General features: G+C 71.7%; 20 protein-coding genes. 13 read left to right on the top strand and 7 right to left on the bottom strand.

The window, feature by feature from the left end; genetic code table 11:
* Positions 1 to 46 precede the first annotated feature (46 nt).
* Positions 47 to 589 (bottom strand): hypothetical protein, encoded by a 543-nt coding sequence (locus tag ACWCSD_RS00555; protein WP_449912195.1) that lies wholly within the window; start codon positions 587 to 589, stop codon positions 47 to 49.
* A 633-nt stretch (positions 590 to 1,222) separates the two neighbouring features.
* Between ACWCSD_RS00555 and ACWCSD_RS00550 the strand changes: the two genes are divergently transcribed.
* From ACWCSD_RS00550 to ACWCSD_RS00540, 3 genes are all read left to right on the top strand, one after another.
* Positions 1,223 to 1,495 (top strand): hypothetical protein, encoded by a 273-nt coding sequence (locus tag ACWCSD_RS00550; RefSeq protein ID WP_449912193.1) that lies wholly within the window; start codon positions 1,223 to 1,225, stop codon positions 1,493 to 1,495.
* A gap of 181 nt (positions 1,496 to 1,676) precedes the next feature.
* Positions 1,677 to 2,306 carry a GNAT family N-acetyltransferase gene (locus ACWCSD_RS00545; protein ID WP_397154548.1) on the top strand — a complete coding sequence of 210 codons (630 nt, stop codon included), beginning with the start codon at positions 1,677 to 1,679 and terminating at the stop codon, positions 2,304 to 2,306.
* A 24-nt stretch (positions 2,307 to 2,330) separates the two neighbouring features.
* On the top strand, positions 2,331 to 2,522 hold the full coding sequence (locus ACWCSD_RS00540) for a hypothetical protein (protein ID WP_397154546.1): 192 nt from the start codon (positions 2,331 to 2,333) through the stop codon (positions 2,520 to 2,522).
* Between the two features lie 20 nt (positions 2,523 to 2,542).
* On the opposite strand, the gene ACWCSD_RS00535 is transcribed toward ACWCSD_RS00540, so the two are convergent.
* On the bottom strand, positions 2,543 to 2,965 hold the full coding sequence (locus ACWCSD_RS00535; RefSeq protein ID WP_397154545.1) for a MarR family winged helix-turn-helix transcriptional regulator: 423 nt from the start codon (positions 2,963 to 2,965) through the stop codon (positions 2,543 to 2,545).
* A 70-nt stretch (positions 2,966 to 3,035) separates the two neighbouring features.
* Between ACWCSD_RS00535 and ACWCSD_RS00530 the strand changes: the two genes are divergently transcribed.
* Positions 3,036 to 3,425 carry a PPOX class F420-dependent oxidoreductase gene (locus ACWCSD_RS00530; RefSeq protein ID WP_358290172.1) on the top strand — a complete coding sequence of 130 codons (390 nt, stop codon included), beginning with the start codon at positions 3,036 to 3,038 and terminating at the stop codon, positions 3,423 to 3,425.
* Positions 3,426 to 3,435: 10 nt separating this feature from the next.
* Here the strand turns inward: ACWCSD_RS00530 and ACWCSD_RS00525 are convergent, their stop codons facing one another.
* Positions 3,436 to 4,029 (bottom strand): helix-turn-helix domain-containing protein, encoded by a 594-nt coding sequence (locus ACWCSD_RS00525; RefSeq protein ID WP_397154544.1) that lies wholly within the window; start codon positions 4,027 to 4,029, stop codon positions 3,436 to 3,438.
* Positions 4,030 to 4,122: 93 nt separating this feature from the next.
* On the opposite strand from ACWCSD_RS00525, the gene ACWCSD_RS00520 reads away from it, so the two are divergent.
* The 3 genes from ACWCSD_RS00520 to ACWCSD_RS00510 are packed head-to-tail and all read left to right on the top strand — an operon-like array spanning position 4,123 to position 6,651.
* Positions 4,123 to 5,076: an NAD(P)/FAD-dependent oxidoreductase gene (locus tag ACWCSD_RS00520; RefSeq protein WP_449912189.1), complete on the top strand. Its 954-nt coding sequence runs from the start codon at positions 4,123 to 4,125 to the stop codon at positions 5,074 to 5,076.
* 25 nt (positions 5,077 to 5,101) lie between these two features.
* Positions 5,102 to 5,461: a thioredoxin family protein gene (locus ACWCSD_RS00515; RefSeq protein ID WP_397154542.1), complete on the top strand. Its 360-nt coding sequence runs from the start codon at positions 5,102 to 5,104 to the stop codon at positions 5,459 to 5,461.
* A complete protein-coding gene (locus ACWCSD_RS00510; protein ID WP_449912187.1) occupies positions 5,458 to 6,651 on the top strand; it encodes an MFS transporter in 1,194 nt (397 codons plus the stop codon). Before ACWCSD_RS00515 ends, ACWCSD_RS00510 begins: the two co-directional genes overlap by 4 nt.
* Here the strand turns inward: ACWCSD_RS00510 and ACWCSD_RS00505 are convergent.
* Entirely contained in the window at positions 6,648 to 7,250 is a 603-nt protein-coding gene (locus ACWCSD_RS00505; protein ID WP_449912185.1) for a hypothetical protein, read from the bottom strand. The two genes, ACWCSD_RS00510 and ACWCSD_RS00505, sit on opposite strands and share 4 nt — an antisense overlap.
* A gap of 128 nt (positions 7,251 to 7,378) precedes the next feature.
* On the opposite strand from ACWCSD_RS00505, the gene ACWCSD_RS00500 reads away from it, so the two are divergent.
* The 3 genes from ACWCSD_RS00500 to ACWCSD_RS00490 all read left to right on the top strand — a co-directional run bounded on the left by ACWCSD_RS00500 (position 7,379) and on the right by ACWCSD_RS00490 (position 13,393).
* Complete coding sequence (locus ACWCSD_RS00500) at positions 7,379 to 8,590, top strand: NAD(P)/FAD-dependent oxidoreductase (RefSeq protein WP_449912183.1); 1,212 nt, start codon at positions 7,379 to 7,381, stop codon at positions 8,588 to 8,590.
* Complete coding sequence (locus ACWCSD_RS00495) at positions 8,587 to 9,504, top strand: RNA polymerase sigma-70 factor (RefSeq protein ID WP_397154532.1); 918 nt, start codon at positions 8,587 to 8,589, stop codon at positions 9,502 to 9,504. Before ACWCSD_RS00500 ends, ACWCSD_RS00495 begins: the two co-directional genes overlap by 4 nt.
* Positions 9,505 to 9,649: 145 nt before the next feature.
* Complete coding sequence (locus ACWCSD_RS00490; RefSeq protein ID WP_449912181.1) at positions 9,650 to 13,393, top strand: S8 family serine peptidase; 3,744 nt, start codon at positions 9,650 to 9,652, stop codon at positions 13,391 to 13,393.
* A 35-nt stretch (positions 13,394 to 13,428) separates the two neighbouring features.
* On the opposite strand, the gene ACWCSD_RS00485 is transcribed toward ACWCSD_RS00490, so the two are convergent.
* Genes ACWCSD_RS00485 through ACWCSD_RS00475 form a run of 3 tightly spaced genes read right to left on the bottom strand, consistent with a single transcriptional unit; the run spans position 13,429 to position 15,695 of the window.
* The gene (locus ACWCSD_RS00485; RefSeq protein ID WP_397154528.1) at positions 13,429 to 14,382 is read right to left on the bottom strand and encodes a helix-turn-helix domain-containing protein; all 954 of its coding nucleotides are present in this window, start codon (positions 14,380 to 14,382) and stop codon (positions 13,429 to 13,431) included.
* A gap of 30 nt (positions 14,383 to 14,412) precedes the next feature.
* On the bottom strand, positions 14,413 to 15,240 hold the full coding sequence (locus ACWCSD_RS00480; RefSeq protein WP_449912178.1) for a hypothetical protein: 828 nt from the start codon (positions 15,238 to 15,240) through the stop codon (positions 14,413 to 14,415).
* Positions 15,241 to 15,272: 32 nt separating this feature from the next.
* A complete protein-coding gene (locus ACWCSD_RS00475) occupies positions 15,273 to 15,695 on the bottom strand; it encodes a hypothetical protein (protein WP_397154524.1) in 423 nt (140 codons plus the stop codon).
* A 154-nt stretch (positions 15,696 to 15,849) separates the two neighbouring features.
* On the opposite strand from ACWCSD_RS00475, the gene ACWCSD_RS00470 reads away from it, so the two are divergent.
* Genes ACWCSD_RS00470 through ACWCSD_RS00460 form a run of 3 tightly spaced genes read left to right on the top strand, consistent with a single transcriptional unit; the run spans position 15,850 to position 17,186 of the window.
* Positions 15,850 to 16,269, top strand: coding sequence for a VOC family protein (locus ACWCSD_RS00470; protein ID WP_397154522.1), 420 nt, complete (start codon positions 15,850 to 15,852; stop codon positions 16,267 to 16,269).
* Between the two features lie 40 nt (positions 16,270 to 16,309).
* The gene (locus ACWCSD_RS00465; RefSeq protein WP_364327188.1) at positions 16,310 to 16,669 is read left to right on the top strand and encodes an MmcQ/YjbR family DNA-binding protein; all 360 of its coding nucleotides are present in this window, start codon (positions 16,310 to 16,312) and stop codon (positions 16,667 to 16,669) included.
* Positions 16,670 to 16,691: 22 nt separating this feature from the next.
* Complete coding sequence (locus tag ACWCSD_RS00460; RefSeq protein ID WP_449912175.1) at positions 16,692 to 17,186, top strand: GNAT family N-acetyltransferase; 495 nt, start codon at positions 16,692 to 16,694, stop codon at positions 17,184 to 17,186.
* The last annotated feature ends 114 nt before the right edge of the window (positions 17,187 to 17,300 follow it).

Here is a 17,300-nt window from a genome sequence, read left to right as displayed (position 1 = left end):
ATGCCCACTGTGCCACTTTCCTGAGAGAGTGGCGCCGTTCTCCCACTCACCCCGCGGCCCTGTCAGCTTTCAGCATGTGCTGGAAGGGGATACTCGTGGTTTTCAGTACGGCCGGATCGTGCTGTGCCGCAGGCCATATCTGAAGGTAGTGGTCATCAACGGAGCAGCGCTCTTCGGCCATTCCTCGGACGTGATATCGCAGACGATATGTGCCGGGACCGGAAAGCAACGGGGAAAGGTCGTGCGCCTTTTCGTCGTCCCAATCCATGAGCCATCCGGCCAGGAAGACCTGGCCCGACGGGGAGTCGAAACTGATCTCCACGATGTCCTCATAGCCGTCCAGGTCAGCGCCCGGATCCTGGTCGGCGACCGTCACGGTGAAGGGGATCAGCCCCCAAAGTGTGGCGATGTTCAGGCTGGCGAAGCCTCTTCCTTCCGTTGTAACGAGGCCGACCGAGTGGGTCGGTGAGTCAGCTGGCCTGCCATTGGGCTCGTGGTCTCCCTCGTCCAGGAGATAGACCTGACCGCAGTCTGCGACCTCCACATCGATTGAGCCGCGGCGGATCGTCTCGCATAGCATCGTGAACATGGACGAGGCCACCACCGTAAGGCTCCCGCACGGGCAGAACCTCAGGTGCGACACATGCCAGAGCGAGATCTTCGAGTCCCGTCAGTGGAAGCTGCAGACGACCGGAATGAGTTTCATGGGCCTGGACTGGGCCAACCGAGACGCGACCTGCTTCGTCTGTACCACTTGTCGGCGGATTCACTGGTTCCACCTGTAAGGGAACCGGCTGCCGGCGCCCGGAGGTGATCATGGTGCGCGTCGCTGTGTCGGGGCACAGGGGCTTGCCGGGAGAGACCGCTGTACTGGTCGATCGGGCGATACGTGAGGCTCTTGTGGCGTGCCTTCCCGACCTCGGTGGGTTGTCCTGTCTGGCGGACGGGGCCGACCAGATCTTCGCTCGTGCGGTACTCGATCTCGGCGGTGTGCTGTAGATCTGTGTGTCCCGCCTGCTCGTCCTGCTTTTCCGGCTGTTCGGCTGGGTTTGTGCTCGGGGGGCTGGTGAGAAACCGTATCCCCGGGAGGAAAGACGGCTGGTGGTAGGAGAAAGAACTACACCTCGGTGTCGGACCGCGGCTCGGTTCTTTGCCTTCCACCTGTCACTGTGCTCACGTCAGAGCACGCTCCGGGCCACCGGTGCGGCATCTTCTTCCCTGCGTGGAACAGGCAGGAGCCGTGAACCTAGAGGCGCAGATCCTTGAGGTGATGCTACGGGTCAAGGCGCTCGAGACGAGCACCCGCACCGCGGACGACCTCACCATGATCAGCATCGTTCTGATGATGACCGAACTCGTCACCTTCCAGGCTGAGCTGAGACAAGACTGCGAGGCCCTGGTGGACGAGATCGCCAGGCTCCGGCGCCAGATCAACGGCCACGGCTGCGGTCTCCTGCGCCGTCCGGACGTTCGGCAGCGACCGGAGAGCAACTGACGGGCCGGTGCCGGTTGGGAAGGCCTCCTGTCGGGGGAGACGCCGTCTTCGTCTACGCGGCAGGAGGGCTCATGTCCCACGCTGTCTGGGATCATTGAGTGTGGTGCGTAATGCGGCGGGGCGGTTGTGGGCGGACCTGGCTCGGGTGCCTGTCAGGTTTCCCGGGCGGGGAGAGGTCGCGGTGGTCGTCTCCTCCGGGTCGGGGTTGTGCCCGCCCGGATGGACGGGGATCGTCGTGCTGGACGGCGGGGCGCTGGTCACGGTGCCTGATGCAGGGTTGGTCGTGCCGTTGCGTCAGGCCCTGTGCGGTGGTCTCGGTAAGGACGGCGTCGATCTTCCGCGGCTTTCCGAGCGGCTGGAGGTCCGCGAGGTTCTGGGGCCGGCGACGCTCGCGTACGTCGATGCCGAAGCGTTCGTTCCCAGCCATGCCGGGACGGAGGTCGAACGGCTGGCGGCAGGGGATCGGGACGTCGGCGGGCTGCTGGCGGCGGCGAGCGAGCAGGATGCCGACGAGAGCGGGCTGGCGGAGGTCGATTCGGCGGTCTGGGCGGTTCGTGCGGGCGGTGATGTGGTCGCCGCCGCCGGGTATCGGACGTGGTTGGACACGGCGGCGCATCTGTCCGTACTGACTGCCGAGGGGTTTCGGGGGCGGGGGCTGGCTCGGGCGGTGGCGTCGGCGGCGGTGGCCGACGCGCTCGGTGCGGGGTTGCTGCCGCAGTGGCGGGCGCGTCCGGAGGCGTCGCGGCGGGTGGCCCGAGCTCTCGGGTTCCGCGAGCTGGGGTCACAGGTGAGCCTTCGCGTAGAGCGGTGAGCGTGTCTCTGCGGAGCGGTGACCGTGTCTCTGGGGAAGGCGCTCACCGACCAGCTGCGCGAGCAGCTCGTCAGCAGCGCCCGCGACCTGCGCTGGATCCGGTGGCGAGCGCGTGGCCGGGAGGCGAGGACGTACGTGGACCGGCTGCTGCGGATGGCCGACCTGATCCTCGGCAGGGCCGCTGCGGATGATCGCCATGGCTCCCCGGCTGGATGAGGAGCTGGCCCGGCGCTTGGTCAGATCGCGTCGGTGAAGCGGGTGAGGAGGGTGCGGAGGGTGGCGCGTTCCTCGGCGGTGAAGGCGGCGGAGATGCGGCGTTCGATGATCACGGCTGCCTCGTCCGCCACCCGCAGCGCCTCGCGACCGGCGTCCGTGAGGTGGGTCTCCAGCATGGTGCGGTGCCACTGATGGGGGGAACGCTCGATCAGGCCATGTTCGAGCAGGTTCTTCAGTACGACGTTCATGGCCTGCGGCGTGACCAGGCATTCCCTGGCCAGGGCGGCGGCGGAGATGCCCGGGTTGGCGTGGAGGGCGAGCAGGGCGGCGTACTGGGGCACGGTCAGTCCGGCGGTCTTGACCGCGGCGTGCTTGGCCGCCATGAGTCGCTGCTCGGCGCGCTTGACGTCGAGGCCGAGCCGCTCCTCCGGGGGCATGTCCATGCCAGGAGCCTACAAGTCGGCAGGGACTCAAAGCTCTTATGATCATAAAAGCTTTGATAGTGTTCCGGGCATGTCTGTGATTCCGGAGAGCCATCTCGACCTGCTGACCCGTCCCCTGTACGTCCATCTGGCGACGTTGATGCCCGACGGCACCCCGCAGGTGACGCCCGTGTGGACCATCTGGGACGGCGAGTTCCTGCGCTTCACCACCACGAACGACCGGCAGAAGGGACGCAACGCCGGCGCCCGCCCGCACGTGGCGATCTCGGTCAACGATCCGGAGCAGCCGTACCGCTACCTGGAGGTGCGGGGCACGGTGGAGCGGGTCGAACCCGACCCCCAGGGCGACTTCTTCGACGTGCTGGCCAGGCGGTACGGCCTCGACTACGCACGGCCCGTCGGCGACGCCGAGCGCAGGGTGGTCATCGTGGTGCGGCCCACCCGCTGCACCAGCCAGTGACCGGACACCTCTAGGACGGCTGCCGGGGGCGGGGCTGGGCGCGCATGTGCATGCGTTCGCCCTGCCGTCCGAACAGGTTGAGCACCTCCACCGGATGATCGCCCGCGGGGCCGAACCAGTGGGGCAGGTGGGTGTCGAACTCGGCGGCCTCGCCGGGCCCCATGACCAGGTCGTGGTCGCCCACGATCAGGCGGACGCGTCCCGAGAGCACGTACATCCACTCATAGCCCTCGTGCGTGACGGGCTGCGGCTGGTTCTGGTCGGCGGGGATGACCGACTTCCACGCCTGCAGCGGGCCGGGCTGGGCGGTCAGGGGCAGCACGGTCCGGCCGTTGCGGACCACCGGCTTGAGCCGGACGCGCGGGTCGCCGACCTCCGGCGCGCCGACCAGCTCGTCCAGCGGCACCTGGTGCGCCTCCGCGATCGGCAGCAGCAGCTCCAGGCTGGGCCGGCGCTGCCCCGACTCCAGGCGCGAGAGCGTGCTCTTGGAGATGCCGGTGGCCTCGGCCAGGGCCGACAGGGTCACGCCGCGCTGGGTGCGGAGGTGTCTGAGCCGGGCGCCGACCTGGGCCAGCGTGGCGTCGATCCGCGATTGCTGCTCCATGGGGTCCATTCCACCTCCGATTTCCCAGAAATGGCAACAGAAGTTGTCGTCCCCGCGTGCCGGATCGCACCATCGGGGCTGGAGGTGATCGCCATGACTACGGCGATGAACAGCAAGGACACCGAGTACGACGTGGTGGTGGTCGGCGCGGGGGCGGCCGGACTGAGCGCGGCCCTGCTCCTCGGGCGCGCGCGCCGCAAGGTGGTCGTGGTCGACGCGGGCGCGCCGCGCAACGCCCCGGCCGCGCACATGCACGGCTTCCTGTCCCGCGACGGCCTGCCGCCCGCGACCCTGCTGGAGCTCGGCCGGGCCGAGATAGAGCGGTACGGCGTGCGGTTCGTCCGGGGGCGTGTGGAGGAGGTCGAACCGGGCTTCGCGGTGCGGCTGGAGGGCGGCCCGGTGCTCGGCGCCCGCCGCCTGCTGGTCGCCACCGGCCTGTACGACGAGCTGCCCGCCATCCCCGGCGTGTGCGAGCGGTGGGGCAAGGACGTCCTGCACTGCCCCTACTGCCACGGCCACGAGGTCGGCGACCAGCCGCTGGGGGTGCTCGGCACGCATCCGGGCGCGGTCCACCAGGCCCTGCTGCTGCGCCAGTGGAGCGACGACGTCGTCTTCCTCACCCACACCCTCGACCTGACGCCGGAGGACCGCGACCGGCTGGAGGCCCGCGGCGTGCGCATCGTCGGGGGCCTGATCGACCACCTCGTCGTCGAGGACGGACGGCTGCGCGGCGTCGAGCTCGCCGACGGGCGGGTGCTGCCGCGCGCCGCCGTGTTCCTGTTCCCGCGCATGGCGCCGCAGGACCAGGTGCTCACCCGTCTGGGCTGCGACAAGGACGACGCCGGCTGGGTCGTCACCGACCGGACGGGACGGACCAGCGTGCCCGGCGTCTGGGCGGCGGGCAACGTCGTCGACCCGCGCGCGCAGGTCGTCACGGCGGCGGGGATGGGTTCGGCCGCCGCGTCCGCCGTCAACGCCGACCTGGTGGACGAAGAGGTGCGGGACGCCGTCGAGCGGCGCCGCGCGACGTCCGTCCTGGCTCGCTAGCCCCCGCACGCAAGGAGACTTCGTCATGCCCGCGCATGTTCCCGGCTCGGTGCGCAGCGTCACCGAGCAGAACTTCACCGAACGCGTCCTCCAGGCGGAACGTCCGGTCCTGATCCAGTTCTGGGCGGCCTGGTGCCGTCCGTGCCAGATGGTCACCCCGATCGTGGAGAGCCTGGCGGCCGACCGCGCGGGCGAGGTGGACGTCGTCCGGGCCGACCTGGACGACCAGCCCGGCCTGGCCGCCCGGCACGGCATCACCGCCGTCCCCGCCTTCGTGGTGTACGCCGGCGGCCGGCCCGCCGGTTCCTGGACGGGAGCCGCTCCCCGGCACGTCCTGGACGAATACCTCGCCTCGGCCCTGCGCGCGGCGGGGGCGGACCGATGAGCGCCACGGCCACCGGAGGGGCGGCGGTCGCCCGCGGCAGGTTACCGCTGGGGGTCTACCTGCTGTCCTTCAGCCTGTTCTCGATGGGCAGCGCGGAGTTCCTGCTCGCCGGGGTGCTGCCGGCGGTCGCCGCGGACCTGCGGATCACGCTGGCCTCCGCCGGCGGGCTGATCTCGGCGTTCGCGGCGGGGGTCGTGATCGGCGGGCCGCCGCTGGCCGTCATGACCCTCCGCTGGCCGCGCCGGACGACGCTGGTGGTCGCCCAGGCGGCCTTCGCCGCCTGCGTGGCGATCGGCATCCTCGCCGACAGCCATCCGGTGCTGCTGGTCACGCGCTTTCTCTCCGGTCTGGCGTACGCGGGGTTCTGGGCGGTGGCGGCGGTCACCGCGATCGGGCTGGTCCCGGCGGACCGCACCGCCCGCGCGTCCGGGGTGGTCGTCAGCGGGCTGAGCCTGGCGATGATCGCCGGCGGGCCGGCCGGAGCGATGATCAGCTACTTCACCGGGTGGCGCGGCGGGTTCTGGGCCGTGACCGTGCTCACCGTCGCCGGCGCCGTCCTGACGCTCGTGGCGCTGCCCGCCACCGGCGGGCACGGGCAGGCGAGCGTCCGCGGCGAGCTCCGCACGATGCGCCGGCCGCAGCTGTGGATCGTGTACGCCGTCACCCTGCTGAGCACCGCGGCCTACATGATCTCCTACAACTACCTGGCGGCGTTCCTGACGCAGGTCACGGGCGTGCCCGGGGTGTGGGTGCCGGTGATCCTGACGCTGTTCGGCGTGGGGGCCTTCGCCGGGCTGTCGGTCGGGGGCCGCATCGCCGACCGGCTGCCCACCCACGCGCTCCTGGCGGGGGCGCTCGGGATCGCGGCCTGCTCCGTGCTGCTGGCGGTGCTCGGGCGGCATGTCGCGGCCGTCGTGCCGCTGGTGCTGCTGCTCGGCGTCGCCGGGTTCGTGCTGAACCCGGCCATCTACGGGCGCGTGTTCGCCATCGCGTCGGGGGCGCCGGCGCTCGCCGGGGCCACCACGGTCTCGGCCTTCCAGCTGGGCATCAGCCTGGTGCCGGTGCCGGCCGCCGTCGTGCTGGACGCGGGAGCGGGGGTCGCCGCCGTCCCGTGGATCGGCGCGGGGCTGGCCGCGCTCACGGTCGTCCCCGTCCTGCTGGACCGGTTGTCGTCGCGCCAGGCGGGTTAGCAGACGCCGGGCAGGCCGCAGACCTTGACGGCCATCTTCCTGGCGTTCTTGGTGAGCCGGCCGGGGTCGTAGTCGCCCTCGTCGGTCCGGTAGATGATCAGCGCGCTGCCCCGGCGCGCGACGACCCCGGTGACCGTCTGGTTCACGTTGCCGTCCTGCCAGGTCCGGTAGCCCATGCCCACGGCCTCGTCCCCCGCCTTCACCCTGGTCGTCCGCCACTGGACCTTGATCGAGGGCATCGACGGGTCACCCTTGCGCGCGCACCGCCCGGCCTCGGCGCGCAGGCCGGCGAGCGCGGCACGGGCGGCCCGCGGGCTCTTGTAGAGGACGAGCTGCTCGGCCGAGTTGCTGGGCGCGCTGCTCCAGTAGGTGATCGTGCGGGCGGCAGTGCGGCCCCGGTCGACGGCCCGCCGATGCCCGCACGGGTTCAGCTCGAAGGGCGCGGTGAGCCTGTCGCTGATCTTGTATCCCTGCTCGGCGGCGTCGTCCGGGCTCAGCGGCACGCGCGCCTCGCGCTCGGTGAACAGGAAGTTCTTCGGAATCTCGGTCACGGCCGCCGGGGACAGGGCCAGCAGCAGGGAGAGCGTCACGCCGATCATGAACAGTTGGATGCCGCCGGGACCCGCTTGGTTCTGGGCGTGTGGCGCGGATCACAGCAAGGGCGTGTCACGGATGGGGCGGGAGCTTGCATCACGTGGTCAGACGCACCGCATGAAAGGGCACGGCGATGACCACACAGCGCGAGAACGGTAAGGCTCCGCACCACGTCCTGGTGCTGGGGGCGGGGTACGCGGGGATGGCGGCGGCCATTCAGCTCGCGGCGCGGACCAAGGGGCGGACGGACGTCCGGGTGACCCTGGTCAATCCGCGGGAGCGGTTCACCGAGCGGTTGCGGATGCACGTCGTGGCGAGCGGGCAGCAGGTCGCCGAGATGCGCATCCCTGAGCTGCTGGAGGGCACCGGGGCCCGGTTCGTGCGCGGCTGGGTGACCGCCGTGGACGTGCGGGCCAGGAGCGTGCGGATCGACGACGACCAGGTCCTGCACTACGACACCCTCGTGTACGGGCTGGGCAGCGTGGCCGACACGGTGACGGTGCCGGGGGTGGAGGAGCACGCGTACACGCTGGACAGCGTGCCGGACGCCGAGGCGCTGGCCGCCCGGCTGGGCCGGCTGGGCAGGGGCACGGTGGCCGTCTGCGGCAGTGGGCTGACCGGCGTCGAGTCGGCCGCCGAGATCGCCGAGCGCCACCCCGAGCTGGACGTCGTGCTGCTCGGCAGGCAGGAGCCCGGCGCGGCCATGGCGGCCGGGCCGAGGGAGTACGTCAGGAAGGCGCTGGCCCGGCTGGGCGTCCGGGTGCGCAGCGGCGTCGAGGTCACGAAGGTGCTGCCCGGATCGGTCGAGGTGGTGTGCGGACCGGACGCGGAGAGCGTCGCCGCCGACGTCGTGCTGTGGACGAGCGGCACGCGGGTCTCGCCGCTGGCGGCGGCCGCCGGGCTCACCGTGGACGACCGCGGCCGGATCGTCACCGACGCCTTCCTGCGCTCGGTCTCGCACCCGGACGTGTACGCCCTCGGCGACGCCGCCGCGATCCGCCAGGGTTACGGCGTCATGCACGGCACCTGCCAGAGCGGCATGCCGACCGGCGTGCACGCCGCGGTGTCGATCCTGCGCGCCCTGGACGGCCGGCGGCTCAAGCCGTTCCGCTTCGGCTACTACCACACCCCGGTGAGCCTCGGCCGCAACGACGGGGTCGTGCAGTTCACCCACCCCGACGACAGCCCGCGCCGGGTGTATCTCACCGGTCGCACGGCCGCACGGTATAAGGAGACGGTGACCGCAGCACCCTGGCCGACGTACCTCCGCATGAAGAAGATGCCGGTCTCCGGCGCGCTCTGGCCGCGTGGCGGCCGGTTCACCCGGATCGGCGCCGGGCGATGAGCCGCGCGTACCCGGAGCAGGACCAGCAGGTCTTCGACGAGCATCGCAAGCTGCTGTTCTCGGTGGCCTACCGCGTGCTCGGCTCGGCGGCCGACGCCGAGGACGCGGTCCAGGACGCCTGGATCAGGTGGTCGGCCGACGACCGTTCGCAGGTGGCGGATCCGAAGGCGTACCTGGCGCGGATCGTGTCGAACGTGGCCCTGCAGCGGCTGCGGTCCACGCAGTACCAGCGCGAGACGTACGTGGGGCCGTGGTTGCCGGAGCCGATCCTGACCAGCGGCGACACCGCCGACGACGTCGCGGGCGCAGATTCGGTCTCGACGGCGATGCTGGTGGTCCTGGAGACCCTGAGCCCGCTCGAACGCGCGGTGTTCGTGCTCAAGGAGGTCTTCGGCTTCAGCCACGCCGAGATCGCCGAGGCGGTGGAGCGTTCCGAGGCGGCGGTGCGCCAGGTCGCGCATCGGGCGCGGGAGCACGTGCAGGCCCGGCGGCCGCGCTTCACGGCGGACCGGACGCGGCAGCGGGACGTCACGCGGCGCTTCCTGGCCGCCGCGACCGGCGGCGACATCAACACGCTCATGGAACTGCTGTCCCCTGACGTCACCCTGTGGACCGACGGGGGCGGGAAGGTGCGCCAGGCGCTGCGTCCGGTCGTGGGCGCGAAGACGGTGGCCGCGTGGTTCGCCGCGATCGGCACGGTCTCCTACCAGGGCGTCGAGCCGGGCGACATGCGGGCCGAGCTCGCCGAGATCAACGGCGGCCCCGGCGTGGTGTTCCGCGGTCAGGGCAAGGTCGTCGCCACCGTGACCTTCGACTTCGACGCCGACGGGCACATCACCGCCGTCCACAACGTCGCCAACCCCGACAAGCTGGGGGCCGTCGCGGGCGGGACCGCCCGCGACCTCACGCCTTGACAACCGGTGCTGACCCGGCCGGTGGCGACGACCTGACATGTCGGTTGTCCGCCATGCCCTAGTCATGGTGTGTACGTCCCTTTCTGGCGAAACTTTGTTCTGCCGGTTGCGCAACCCCCCAACCGGTAGAAAGAGAGCCACCGCCATGCCATTCAGTCGTAGAGCGGCGCTGCTCAGCGCCGCCCTCGCCGCCACGCTCGTCGCGGCCGGCACCGGAAGCGCCCACGGTGACGCGACGGCCCCCGCCGCCGGCGTCACCGGTGTCCCGGCGTCGTCGGTCACCACCGCGCGGGTCACCCTCATCACCGGGGACGAGGTCACCGTGGCCAGCCAGGCCGGCCGTCCCGTCTCGGTCACCGTCACCCCCGGCGAACGGTCGGCCGGCGCCCTGCGCACCTACACGGTCGGCGGCGACGTGTACGTGCTGCCGAACGAGGCCGCGCCGCTGGTCGCCTCGGGCCAGGTGGACAAGCGGCTGTTCAACGTCACCCAGCTCATCGCCCAGGGGTACGACGACGCCCACAGCGAGTCGATCCCGACCATCGTCCGCTACACCGGCAAGGGCTTGGCCAAGGCCGCTCCGCCCGACGGCGGCCGGCTCACCCGGTCCCTGCCCGGCATCCGGGGAGCGGCCGTCGCCGCGGACAAGAAGCGCGGCGGCGCGTTCTGGGAGGCCGTGGACGACGACACCGCCAAGGCGGGAACGCCCAAGGCCCGGCTCTCCGGCGGCATCGAGAAGCTCTGGCTGGACGGCAAGGTCAAGACGCTGCTCGACAAGAGCGTGCCGCAGATCGGCGCCCCCGAGGCATGGGCCGCCGGTTACGACGGGACCGGCGTCAAGGTCGCCGTACTGGACACCGGCGTGGACGCCGAGCACCCCGACCTGGCCGACCGGATCGCCGAGAGCCGCAGCTTCGTCCCCGGCGAGACGGCGAAGGACGGCCACGGGCACGGCACGCACGTCGCCTCCACGATCGCGGGCAGCGGCGCGGGCTCGGGCGGCACGTACAAGGGCGTGGCGCCCGGCGCCCGGCTGATCGTGGGCAAGGTGCTGGCCGACGAGGGCGCCGGCATGGAGTCGTGGATCCTCGACGGGATGAACTGGGCGGCGCACTCGGGCGCGAAGGTCGTCTCGATGAGCCTGGGCGGCCAGGAGGGCGCCGACGGCACCGATCCGATGGCCGTGGCGGTCAACGAGCTGACCGCCGAGACGGGCGTGCTGTTCACCATCGCCGCGGGCAACAGCGGCCCTGGGACGACCACGGTGGGCTCGCCCGGCGTGGCCGAGGCGGCGCTCACCGTCGGCGCGGTCGACTCGGCGGACGCGGTCACCGACTTCTCCAGCCGAGGGCCCCGCGGCGGCGACGGGGCGCTCAAGCCGGAGATCACCGCTCCCGGCTTCAAGATCGTGGCGGCCCGCGCCGCGGGCACCTCGATGGGCACGCCGGTGGACGGCTCGTACACCACGGCGAGCGGCACGTCTATGGCCACGCCGCACGTGGCGGGCGCCGCCGCCATCCTCGCGCAGCGGCACCCCGACTGGACCGCCGCGAGGCTGAAGAACCAGCTCGTCAGCACGGCGCGGACGACGGCCGGCACCCCCGTGCACAGCCAGGGCGCCGGCCGCGTGGACGTGAGCCGCGCCGTACGCCAGCCCGTCTCGGGCTCCGGCGTGATCGACTTCAGGCTCGCCGACTGGGACGCCGGAGAGCCGGTCACCAAGCAGATCGAGTACGTCAACGACGGCGACCAGCCCGTCACCCTGACGCTCGCCGCCAAGGGCGCGGGCGAGGACCTGCCGGCCACGGCGCTGACCCTGGGCGCCCAGACGGTGACCGTGCCGGCGCACGGCACCGCGTCGGCGGCCGTCACCGTCAACACCTCGGCCGTGCCGGCGGGGGCGCACGGCGCGCACGTCACCGCGACCACCGCCGACGGCCAGACGGTCGTGACCACGGCCGTCGGCTTCGTCCGGGACGTGGAGCGCTTCGACGTCACCCTCAAGGTGCTCGACCGGGACGGCAAGCCGACCACCGGCGCCGCCGTCGTGCACGACATCAACCTCGACAGGCTGGCCCTTCCGGACAGCTACCTGATCGGCGCGGACGGCACCGCCAAGGTCCGGCTGCCCCGGGGCGAGCACGCCTTCATGGCGGAGATCTTCCACTACGCCGCCGACGGGAACCGGGTCTGGGAGTACACCTACGGCGCCGAGCCGGGCGCGGTCATCGACTCCGACCGGACCATCACCTTCGACGGTGCCAAGGCCGGACAGGTCACCATGGACACCCCGAAGCCGAACCAGACGGACAGGGTCCGGCTCGGCCTGTCGGTCCAGAGCGCGGCCGGCACCAGCGCCTACGGCCTCGAACAGTGGATGAACGGCGAGACGAAGGTGTACTCCGTCCCGTCCCAGGGCACGAGCAGCCGCTTCGAGTCCCGGGTCGCCTGGTCGCTCACCGCGCCGGAGCTGAAGGCCCAGGTCCTCGGCGCCGGGGCCGAGCCGATCGAGCCGGCCTACTTCCGGGGCCGGGCCGGCTCCGCGCGCATCGACGGCGCCCAGGTCCTGCGGGCCGCGGACGCCGGGAGCGGGCGTCCCGAGGACTACGTGGGGCAGCCGGTCCGGGGACGGCTCGCGCTGGTCAAGCGCAGCGCCGAGCTCACGCCGCAGCAGCAGGTCGACAACGCGGCCGCCGCGGGAGCGGGCGCGGTCATCATCTACAACGACAAGCCCGACAACTGGGGCGCCGACAACTGGAGCACGTCGCCGACCAGGATCCCGGCGATGACGCTCGCGGGTGAGCAGGGCGCCCGGCTGGCCGCGGCGGCGGCCAAGGGCAGGCTTCAGGTCCGGCTCTCGGGCACGGCGGTGAGCCCGTACGCCTACGAGCTGGTCAAGTACCGCAACGGCGGCGTCCCGGCGGACCAGCGGTACAAGGTGCGCGACGCAGAGCTGGCCACCGTGCAGTCGTCGTTCCACGCCTCGGCGCCGGACACGGAGGCCGGGTACGCCCGGGCGCTGGTCTCGCCGATGCAGGGCACGGCCTACCAGGTCTTCACCCGGATGGTCATCCCGCGGCCCCTCACCGAGTACGTCACGGCCGACCTGCGGACCTTCGAGTCGATGCAGGTGGGCTCGGTCTGGGAGGGCGGCCAGGCGTGGCAGCAGACCGCGCCGTCCGTGCTCAAGGCCGGTCAGCGGGTGTCGCGCGACTGGAACAAGGCGGTGGTCCGCACGGCGCTGCCGGCCGCGGTGGACAAGTCGGCGGTCCGCGAGGGCGCGATCGGCGTGCTCTTCGCGGGCGGGCTGTTCGACACCGCGCCCGGCCAGACGTACCTGTTCCGCGCCTCCGCCGACAAGGAGCAGTCGACGGTCTACCGCGACGGCGAGCTGCTGGGCTCCGCGCCGTCGGCGGCCGTCGCCTTCCCGGTGGTGCCGGAGCGCGCCCGGTACCGCGTGGTGACCGACGTGCAGCGGAACGCACCTTTCTGGACGACCTCCACCAAGGTGCGCACCGACTGGACGTTCCACTCGCAGCAGGTGGCCGCCCAGGACCTGCTGCCGGTCCTGTCGATCGACTACGACCTCGACGTGGACGAGACCAACAGCGCCCACGCGAACGCCCCCACCCGCGTCGGCCTCGGCCTGCGCTACCCGAAGGGCCTGGCGGGGCCGCGCATCACCCGGGCCGCCCTGTGGACCTCCGCCGACGACGGCGCCACCTGGCAGCCGGTACGGCTCGCCGGGGCCGGTGAGCGGGCCTTCACCGGCACGATCAGGAACCCGGCCAAGCCCGGCGGGTTCGTGTCGCTGCGCGTGCAGGCCACCGACGCCGACGGCGGCACCGTCGAGCAGATCGTGACCCGCGCGTACCAGCTAAGCCGATAGTTCCAGGTGAGGGGCGTCCCCGGCGGGGGCGCCCCTCACGGCGGGATCATGCCGGACCGGGCCGCGTACCAGGCCAGCTGCATGCGGCTGTCGGTCCCGGCCAGCTTCATCAGCCGCCGGATCCGGCGCTGGACGGTGCGCTCGCTGGTGCCGAGCCGGCTGGCGACCGTCTTGTCCGGCATCCCGGACAGCAGGTACGTCATCAGCGTGACATCGGTGTCGTCCCAGGCCGCGACCCCTTCGGTCACGCTCGTGGCGGTGAGCCGCAGCGGGGTCGCCGCCTGCCACACCCGCTCGAACAACTCCACCAGAAGATGGACCAGGGACTGCCCCCTGACCAGGAGGAAGCCCGGTTCCACGCTCGTCTGGTCGGGCAGGACGGGCAGGAGCACGACCTCCCGGTCCACGATGATCATCTTGCTGGGCAGCTCGGCGGCGATCCTGATCTCGTAGCCGCCCTTCAGGAACCTGGCGATCTCGGCCGGGGCCCTGGGGTCGTCCAGCGCGGCGCGTTCGTACACGTAGCGGTAGGTGGCCAGGGCGTTGGTGGAGTCGTCGAGGTTGACGTCGAGCACGTACGGGGGCCGGAAGAAGGCCAGCACCTCCCGGCGGGCGCCGCGTTCCAGGTTGCCGAGCCAGGTGGCGAGCTGTTCCGGCGTGGTGAGCGCCTCGATCTCGCCCGCGGGCGAGGCCGCGCCCGTGCGGTAGACCTCCACCAGCTCGGCCAGCCTGCCCTGCACCTGCTGCAACGCGGCCTGGCGCTCGGCGATCAGCGTGCCGAGGCCCACGTCGGGGGGCACGGCCATGTACAACCCGGTGTTGTCGCGGCTGGCCAGACCGAGCGCGACGAGCCGCGTCACGGCCGCCGTCACGGCCGTCACCGGCAGGTCCAGCGCCTCGCCCACGTCGGGGATCGTCACCCGGCGGCGGCGCAGGAGCTCCAGGTAGACGACCTCCTCCTCGTCGCTGAACCCCAGCCTATCCAGCATCTTTCATCACTTTCCGGCTGCCTGGCAGCATCACGGTCGCTCGTACGCGGGCGCGGCCAGCTCCCAGAGGCCGACGGGCCGCAGGGCGCGCGCGGCGGCGAGCAACTGCTTCTCGGGCACGTCGCCGCCGGCGATCCGCAGCAGGGTGTTCCCGTGGGCGGCGAACAGGACCGTGCCGCGGGGATACCTCAGCACCCACAGGTTCGGCGCCGCCTTCGTGCAGATCAAGTCTGAGGTGCTGCTCTCCTGCTCGCAGGCGTGCTCGGGAGGCGCGCTCTCCGTTCGGAGATCGACCACGACGGTGACGGCGTCGGCGCGCTCGTACGTGAGGCTGAGGTCCGGGTGGTGGATCTCCACCTCGGTCAGCCGGAAACCGGGCAGGTCGGGCACGACGTTCGTGGCGTTCCGGGCGGCCATGGCCTGCGCCTGTGCGGCGAGCGCCGTCACGCCGTGGTTCGCCCAGGCCGCCAGGAACACGGACGCGGCCACGCCGGCCGCCGAGAGGCGCAGGGGCGTGGCGACGGGCAGGGCGATCCCCGCTCCCAGCGCGTAGCCGCACGCCCCGGCGGCCATGGTGATCAGGCCGACGCGCCAGGCGCCGAAGGCGAGGAGGGCGGAGAAGGGCGCGGTCATGGTCAGGCCGACGTACAGCGCGACCAGGGCGAACTGCCCCAGCAGCGCCACGAGCCACCAGTTCCGCAACATGGCGTACCAGGAGAGCAACATCCCGGCCGGAAGCGTCGCGAACAACATCAGCAGCAGGTTGCCCGCGGCGTCCTCAGGGCCGTGGAAGGCGATGACGGCCTGTGCCAGGCCCACGACGGCCCCCACGAGGGCCGCCCGGATCAACGCGTTCATGCCCGATCATGGACGATCTTCGCCCATTCCTGTCAAGAGGGGGCATCCGTCCGCTTCTGCCGCGAGAACCAGCGCCAGGACGGCGGCAGGAGCAGCAGGGCGACGACGGGCACCGGCCCGAGGGCGTTCGCGACGAGCAGCCGCACCGGGTCGAGGCCGCCGGAGTCCATCAGCCGCAGCACCACGTAGTCGGTGACGACGAGCACCTCCAGGGCGACGACCGCCCAGCGCACCCACATGGCGCGCCTGCCGAACCGGCCCAACAGCCAGCCGGTCAGCCCGAGGATCGCCGCCTCCCACGCGACCAGCAGCAGCGGGCCGGGGGCGAGGACGGACAACGCCGCGGCGCCCAGGGAGACGACTGCCACCAGCCCGAACGCCACCTGGAGCGTCATGAGAAACCTGGCGGCCCGTACGACGAAGGGCATCGGCTCGGTCCGCACGGTCACCGTCATGGGAGAAATCATGACGGATCGGCCCCCGCCGGGACAGGGGAACCCCGCGTGAATCCCGTCTTTCGATCAGGGGACGATCGTCCGTCCCGGGAGTCCTCAATTGGACAGCGGCATGCGCGCAACGGATATTGGACGGGAATGGAGGATCTATTACATGGATGCGCGTCTGGACCATCTCGTTCTCTGGGTCTCCGACCAGCTTGCCGCCCTGCGTTTCTACGAGCAGGTGGTGGGCCTGCCGGGGGTCCGGGGGGAGGAGTTCCGCGAGGGCAAAGCGGGGTTCCCGAGTGTACGGATCGCCGAGGAGACGATCATCGACCTGATGGCGCAGGACGTGTCGAAGGGCGTGGAGGAGGGCACGGGGGTGACGGGCAGCGCCGGACACCAGATCAACCACTTCTGCCTGTCGGTGAGCAGAGAGGACTTCGAGGCGCTCAAGGTGCGGCTGAAGGACCACGGGGTCGAGGTCACCGGCACCGGCTCCAACTCCTTCGGCGCCCAGGGCATCGCCCCCGAGACCATCTTCTTCCCCGACCCGGACCGCAACGTCATCGAGGTCCGCTACTACCGCTGAGCGGGCGGAGTTGTCGGTCGGGTTTGGTAGACAGGTCGGCATGGGTGTGAGCGTCGACGAGTTCCTCGATCTGGTGCGCGGGCTGCCGGAGGTGACCGAGCATCCCAGCGCGGAGTGGGTCGGTTTCAAGGTCCACGGCAAGGGCTTCGGCTACCTGTGGGAGAAGACCGAGACCGTCGGGGTCAAGGCCACGATCGAGGAGCAGCTCGCGCTGGTGGCCGAGCGGCCCGAGGTGTTCGAGGTGCAGTTCACCGCCGGGCGCTTCGGGTGGGTCGTCGTCCACCTCGGCAAGATCGACATCGACGAGCTGTTCGAGCTGATGGCCGAGGCGTGGTGCCTGACCGCGCCCCGGCCGCTGGTCAGCGCGTTCGAGGCGGAGCACCAGATCGCGCCCTCGTGAGCCGGCGGTAGTCTCGGGCAGCGTGACCCCCGTCGACATCCGGCTTCGCGAGTGGCGCGAGGACGACGCCCCGGCCGTGCTGCGCGCGTTCCGTACGCCCGATCTGCGCCGCCAGTCGTCCTTCCCCGTCGTCACGCTCAAGGACGCGGTGGGCTGGATCACGTCCTGGACGGGCGTCGGGCACGCGTTCGCGGTGACCGTCGAGGGCGGCGCGGTGGTCGGCAACGTGGCCGTGGCCGGGATCGACGCCCACGACAACGGGTGGGTGTCCTACTGGGTCCTGCCCGCGCACCGGGGGCTCGGGATCGCGACGGCGGCCACCGAGGCGCTGGCCCGGTGGGCGTTCGGCGAGCGCGGGCTCTTCCGGCTGGAGCTGGGGCACCGCACCGACAACCCCGCGTCGTGCCGGGTGGCGACCAAGGCGGGGTTCCGGGCGGAGGGCGTCGAGCGCGGCAAGCTCCGCCACGAGGGTGTGCGCCTCGACGTCGAGCGCCACGCCCGCCTCGCCACCGACTGACCCGCCCGGCCCGCTCCCGCCGCGGAGGACGCGGGGGGCGACGCTCGCATGGGGAAGGCTTGATCCCACTGCGGAGGCCCGGGGGGCCGACTGCTCCCGGCGCGGACGGTCCGG

This window comes from Nonomuraea sp. NPDC001684 (genome assembly GCF_053596515.1).
Note: the sequence above shows the minus strand (reverse complement) of the source record. Positions and strands in the feature narration are given on the sequence as shown.

Excerpts from the sequence above, each read along its gene's own strand:
- ACWCSD_RS00555 (WP_449912195.1), bottom strand. The coding sequence starts at position 589 with ATGTTCACGATGCTATGCGAGACGATCCGCCGCGGCTCAATCGATGTG.
- ACWCSD_RS00535 (WP_397154545.1), bottom strand. The coding sequence starts at position 2,965 with ATGGACATGCCCCCGGAGGAGCGGCTCGGCCTCGACGTCAAGCGCGCC.
- ACWCSD_RS00530 (WP_358290172.1), top strand. The coding sequence starts at position 3,036 with ATGTCTGTGATTCCGGAGAGCCATCTCGACCTGCTGACCCGTCCCCTG.
- ACWCSD_RS00525 (WP_397154544.1), bottom strand. The coding sequence starts at position 4,029 with ATGGAGCAGCAATCGCGGATCGACGCCACGCTGGCCCAGGTCGGCGCC.
- ACWCSD_RS00520 (WP_449912189.1), top strand. The coding sequence starts at position 4,123 with ATGACTACGGCGATGAACAGCAAGGACACCGAGTACGACGTGGTGGTG.
- ACWCSD_RS00515 (WP_397154542.1), top strand. The coding sequence starts at position 5,102 with ATGCCCGCGCATGTTCCCGGCTCGGTGCGCAGCGTCACCGAGCAGAAC.
- ACWCSD_RS00510 (WP_449912187.1), top strand. The coding sequence starts at position 5,458 with ATGAGCGCCACGGCCACCGGAGGGGCGGCGGTCGCCCGCGGCAGGTTA.
- ACWCSD_RS00505 (WP_449912185.1), bottom strand. The coding sequence starts at position 7,250 with ATGATCGGCGTGACGCTCTCCCTGCTGCTGGCCCTGTCCCCGGCGGCC.
- ACWCSD_RS00500 (WP_449912183.1), top strand. The coding sequence starts at position 7,379 with ATGACCACACAGCGCGAGAACGGTAAGGCTCCGCACCACGTCCTGGTG.
- ACWCSD_RS00495 (WP_397154532.1), top strand. The coding sequence starts at position 8,587 with ATGAGCCGCGCGTACCCGGAGCAGGACCAGCAGGTCTTCGACGAGCAT.
- ACWCSD_RS00490 (WP_449912181.1), top strand. The coding sequence starts at position 9,650 with ATGCCATTCAGTCGTAGAGCGGCGCTGCTCAGCGCCGCCCTCGCCGCC.
- ACWCSD_RS00485 (WP_397154528.1), bottom strand. The coding sequence starts at position 14,382 with ATGCTGGATAGGCTGGGGTTCAGCGACGAGGAGGAGGTCGTCTACCTG.
- ACWCSD_RS00480 (WP_449912178.1), bottom strand. The coding sequence starts at position 15,240 with ATGAACGCGTTGATCCGGGCGGCCCTCGTGGGGGCCGTCGTGGGCCTG.
- ACWCSD_RS00475 (WP_397154524.1), bottom strand. The coding sequence starts at position 15,695 with ATGACGGTGACCGTGCGGACCGAGCCGATGCCCTTCGTCGTACGGGCC.
- ACWCSD_RS00470 (WP_397154522.1), top strand. The coding sequence starts at position 15,850 with ATGGATGCGCGTCTGGACCATCTCGTTCTCTGGGTCTCCGACCAGCTT.
- ACWCSD_RS00465 (WP_364327188.1), top strand. The coding sequence starts at position 16,310 with ATGGGTGTGAGCGTCGACGAGTTCCTCGATCTGGTGCGCGGGCTGCCG.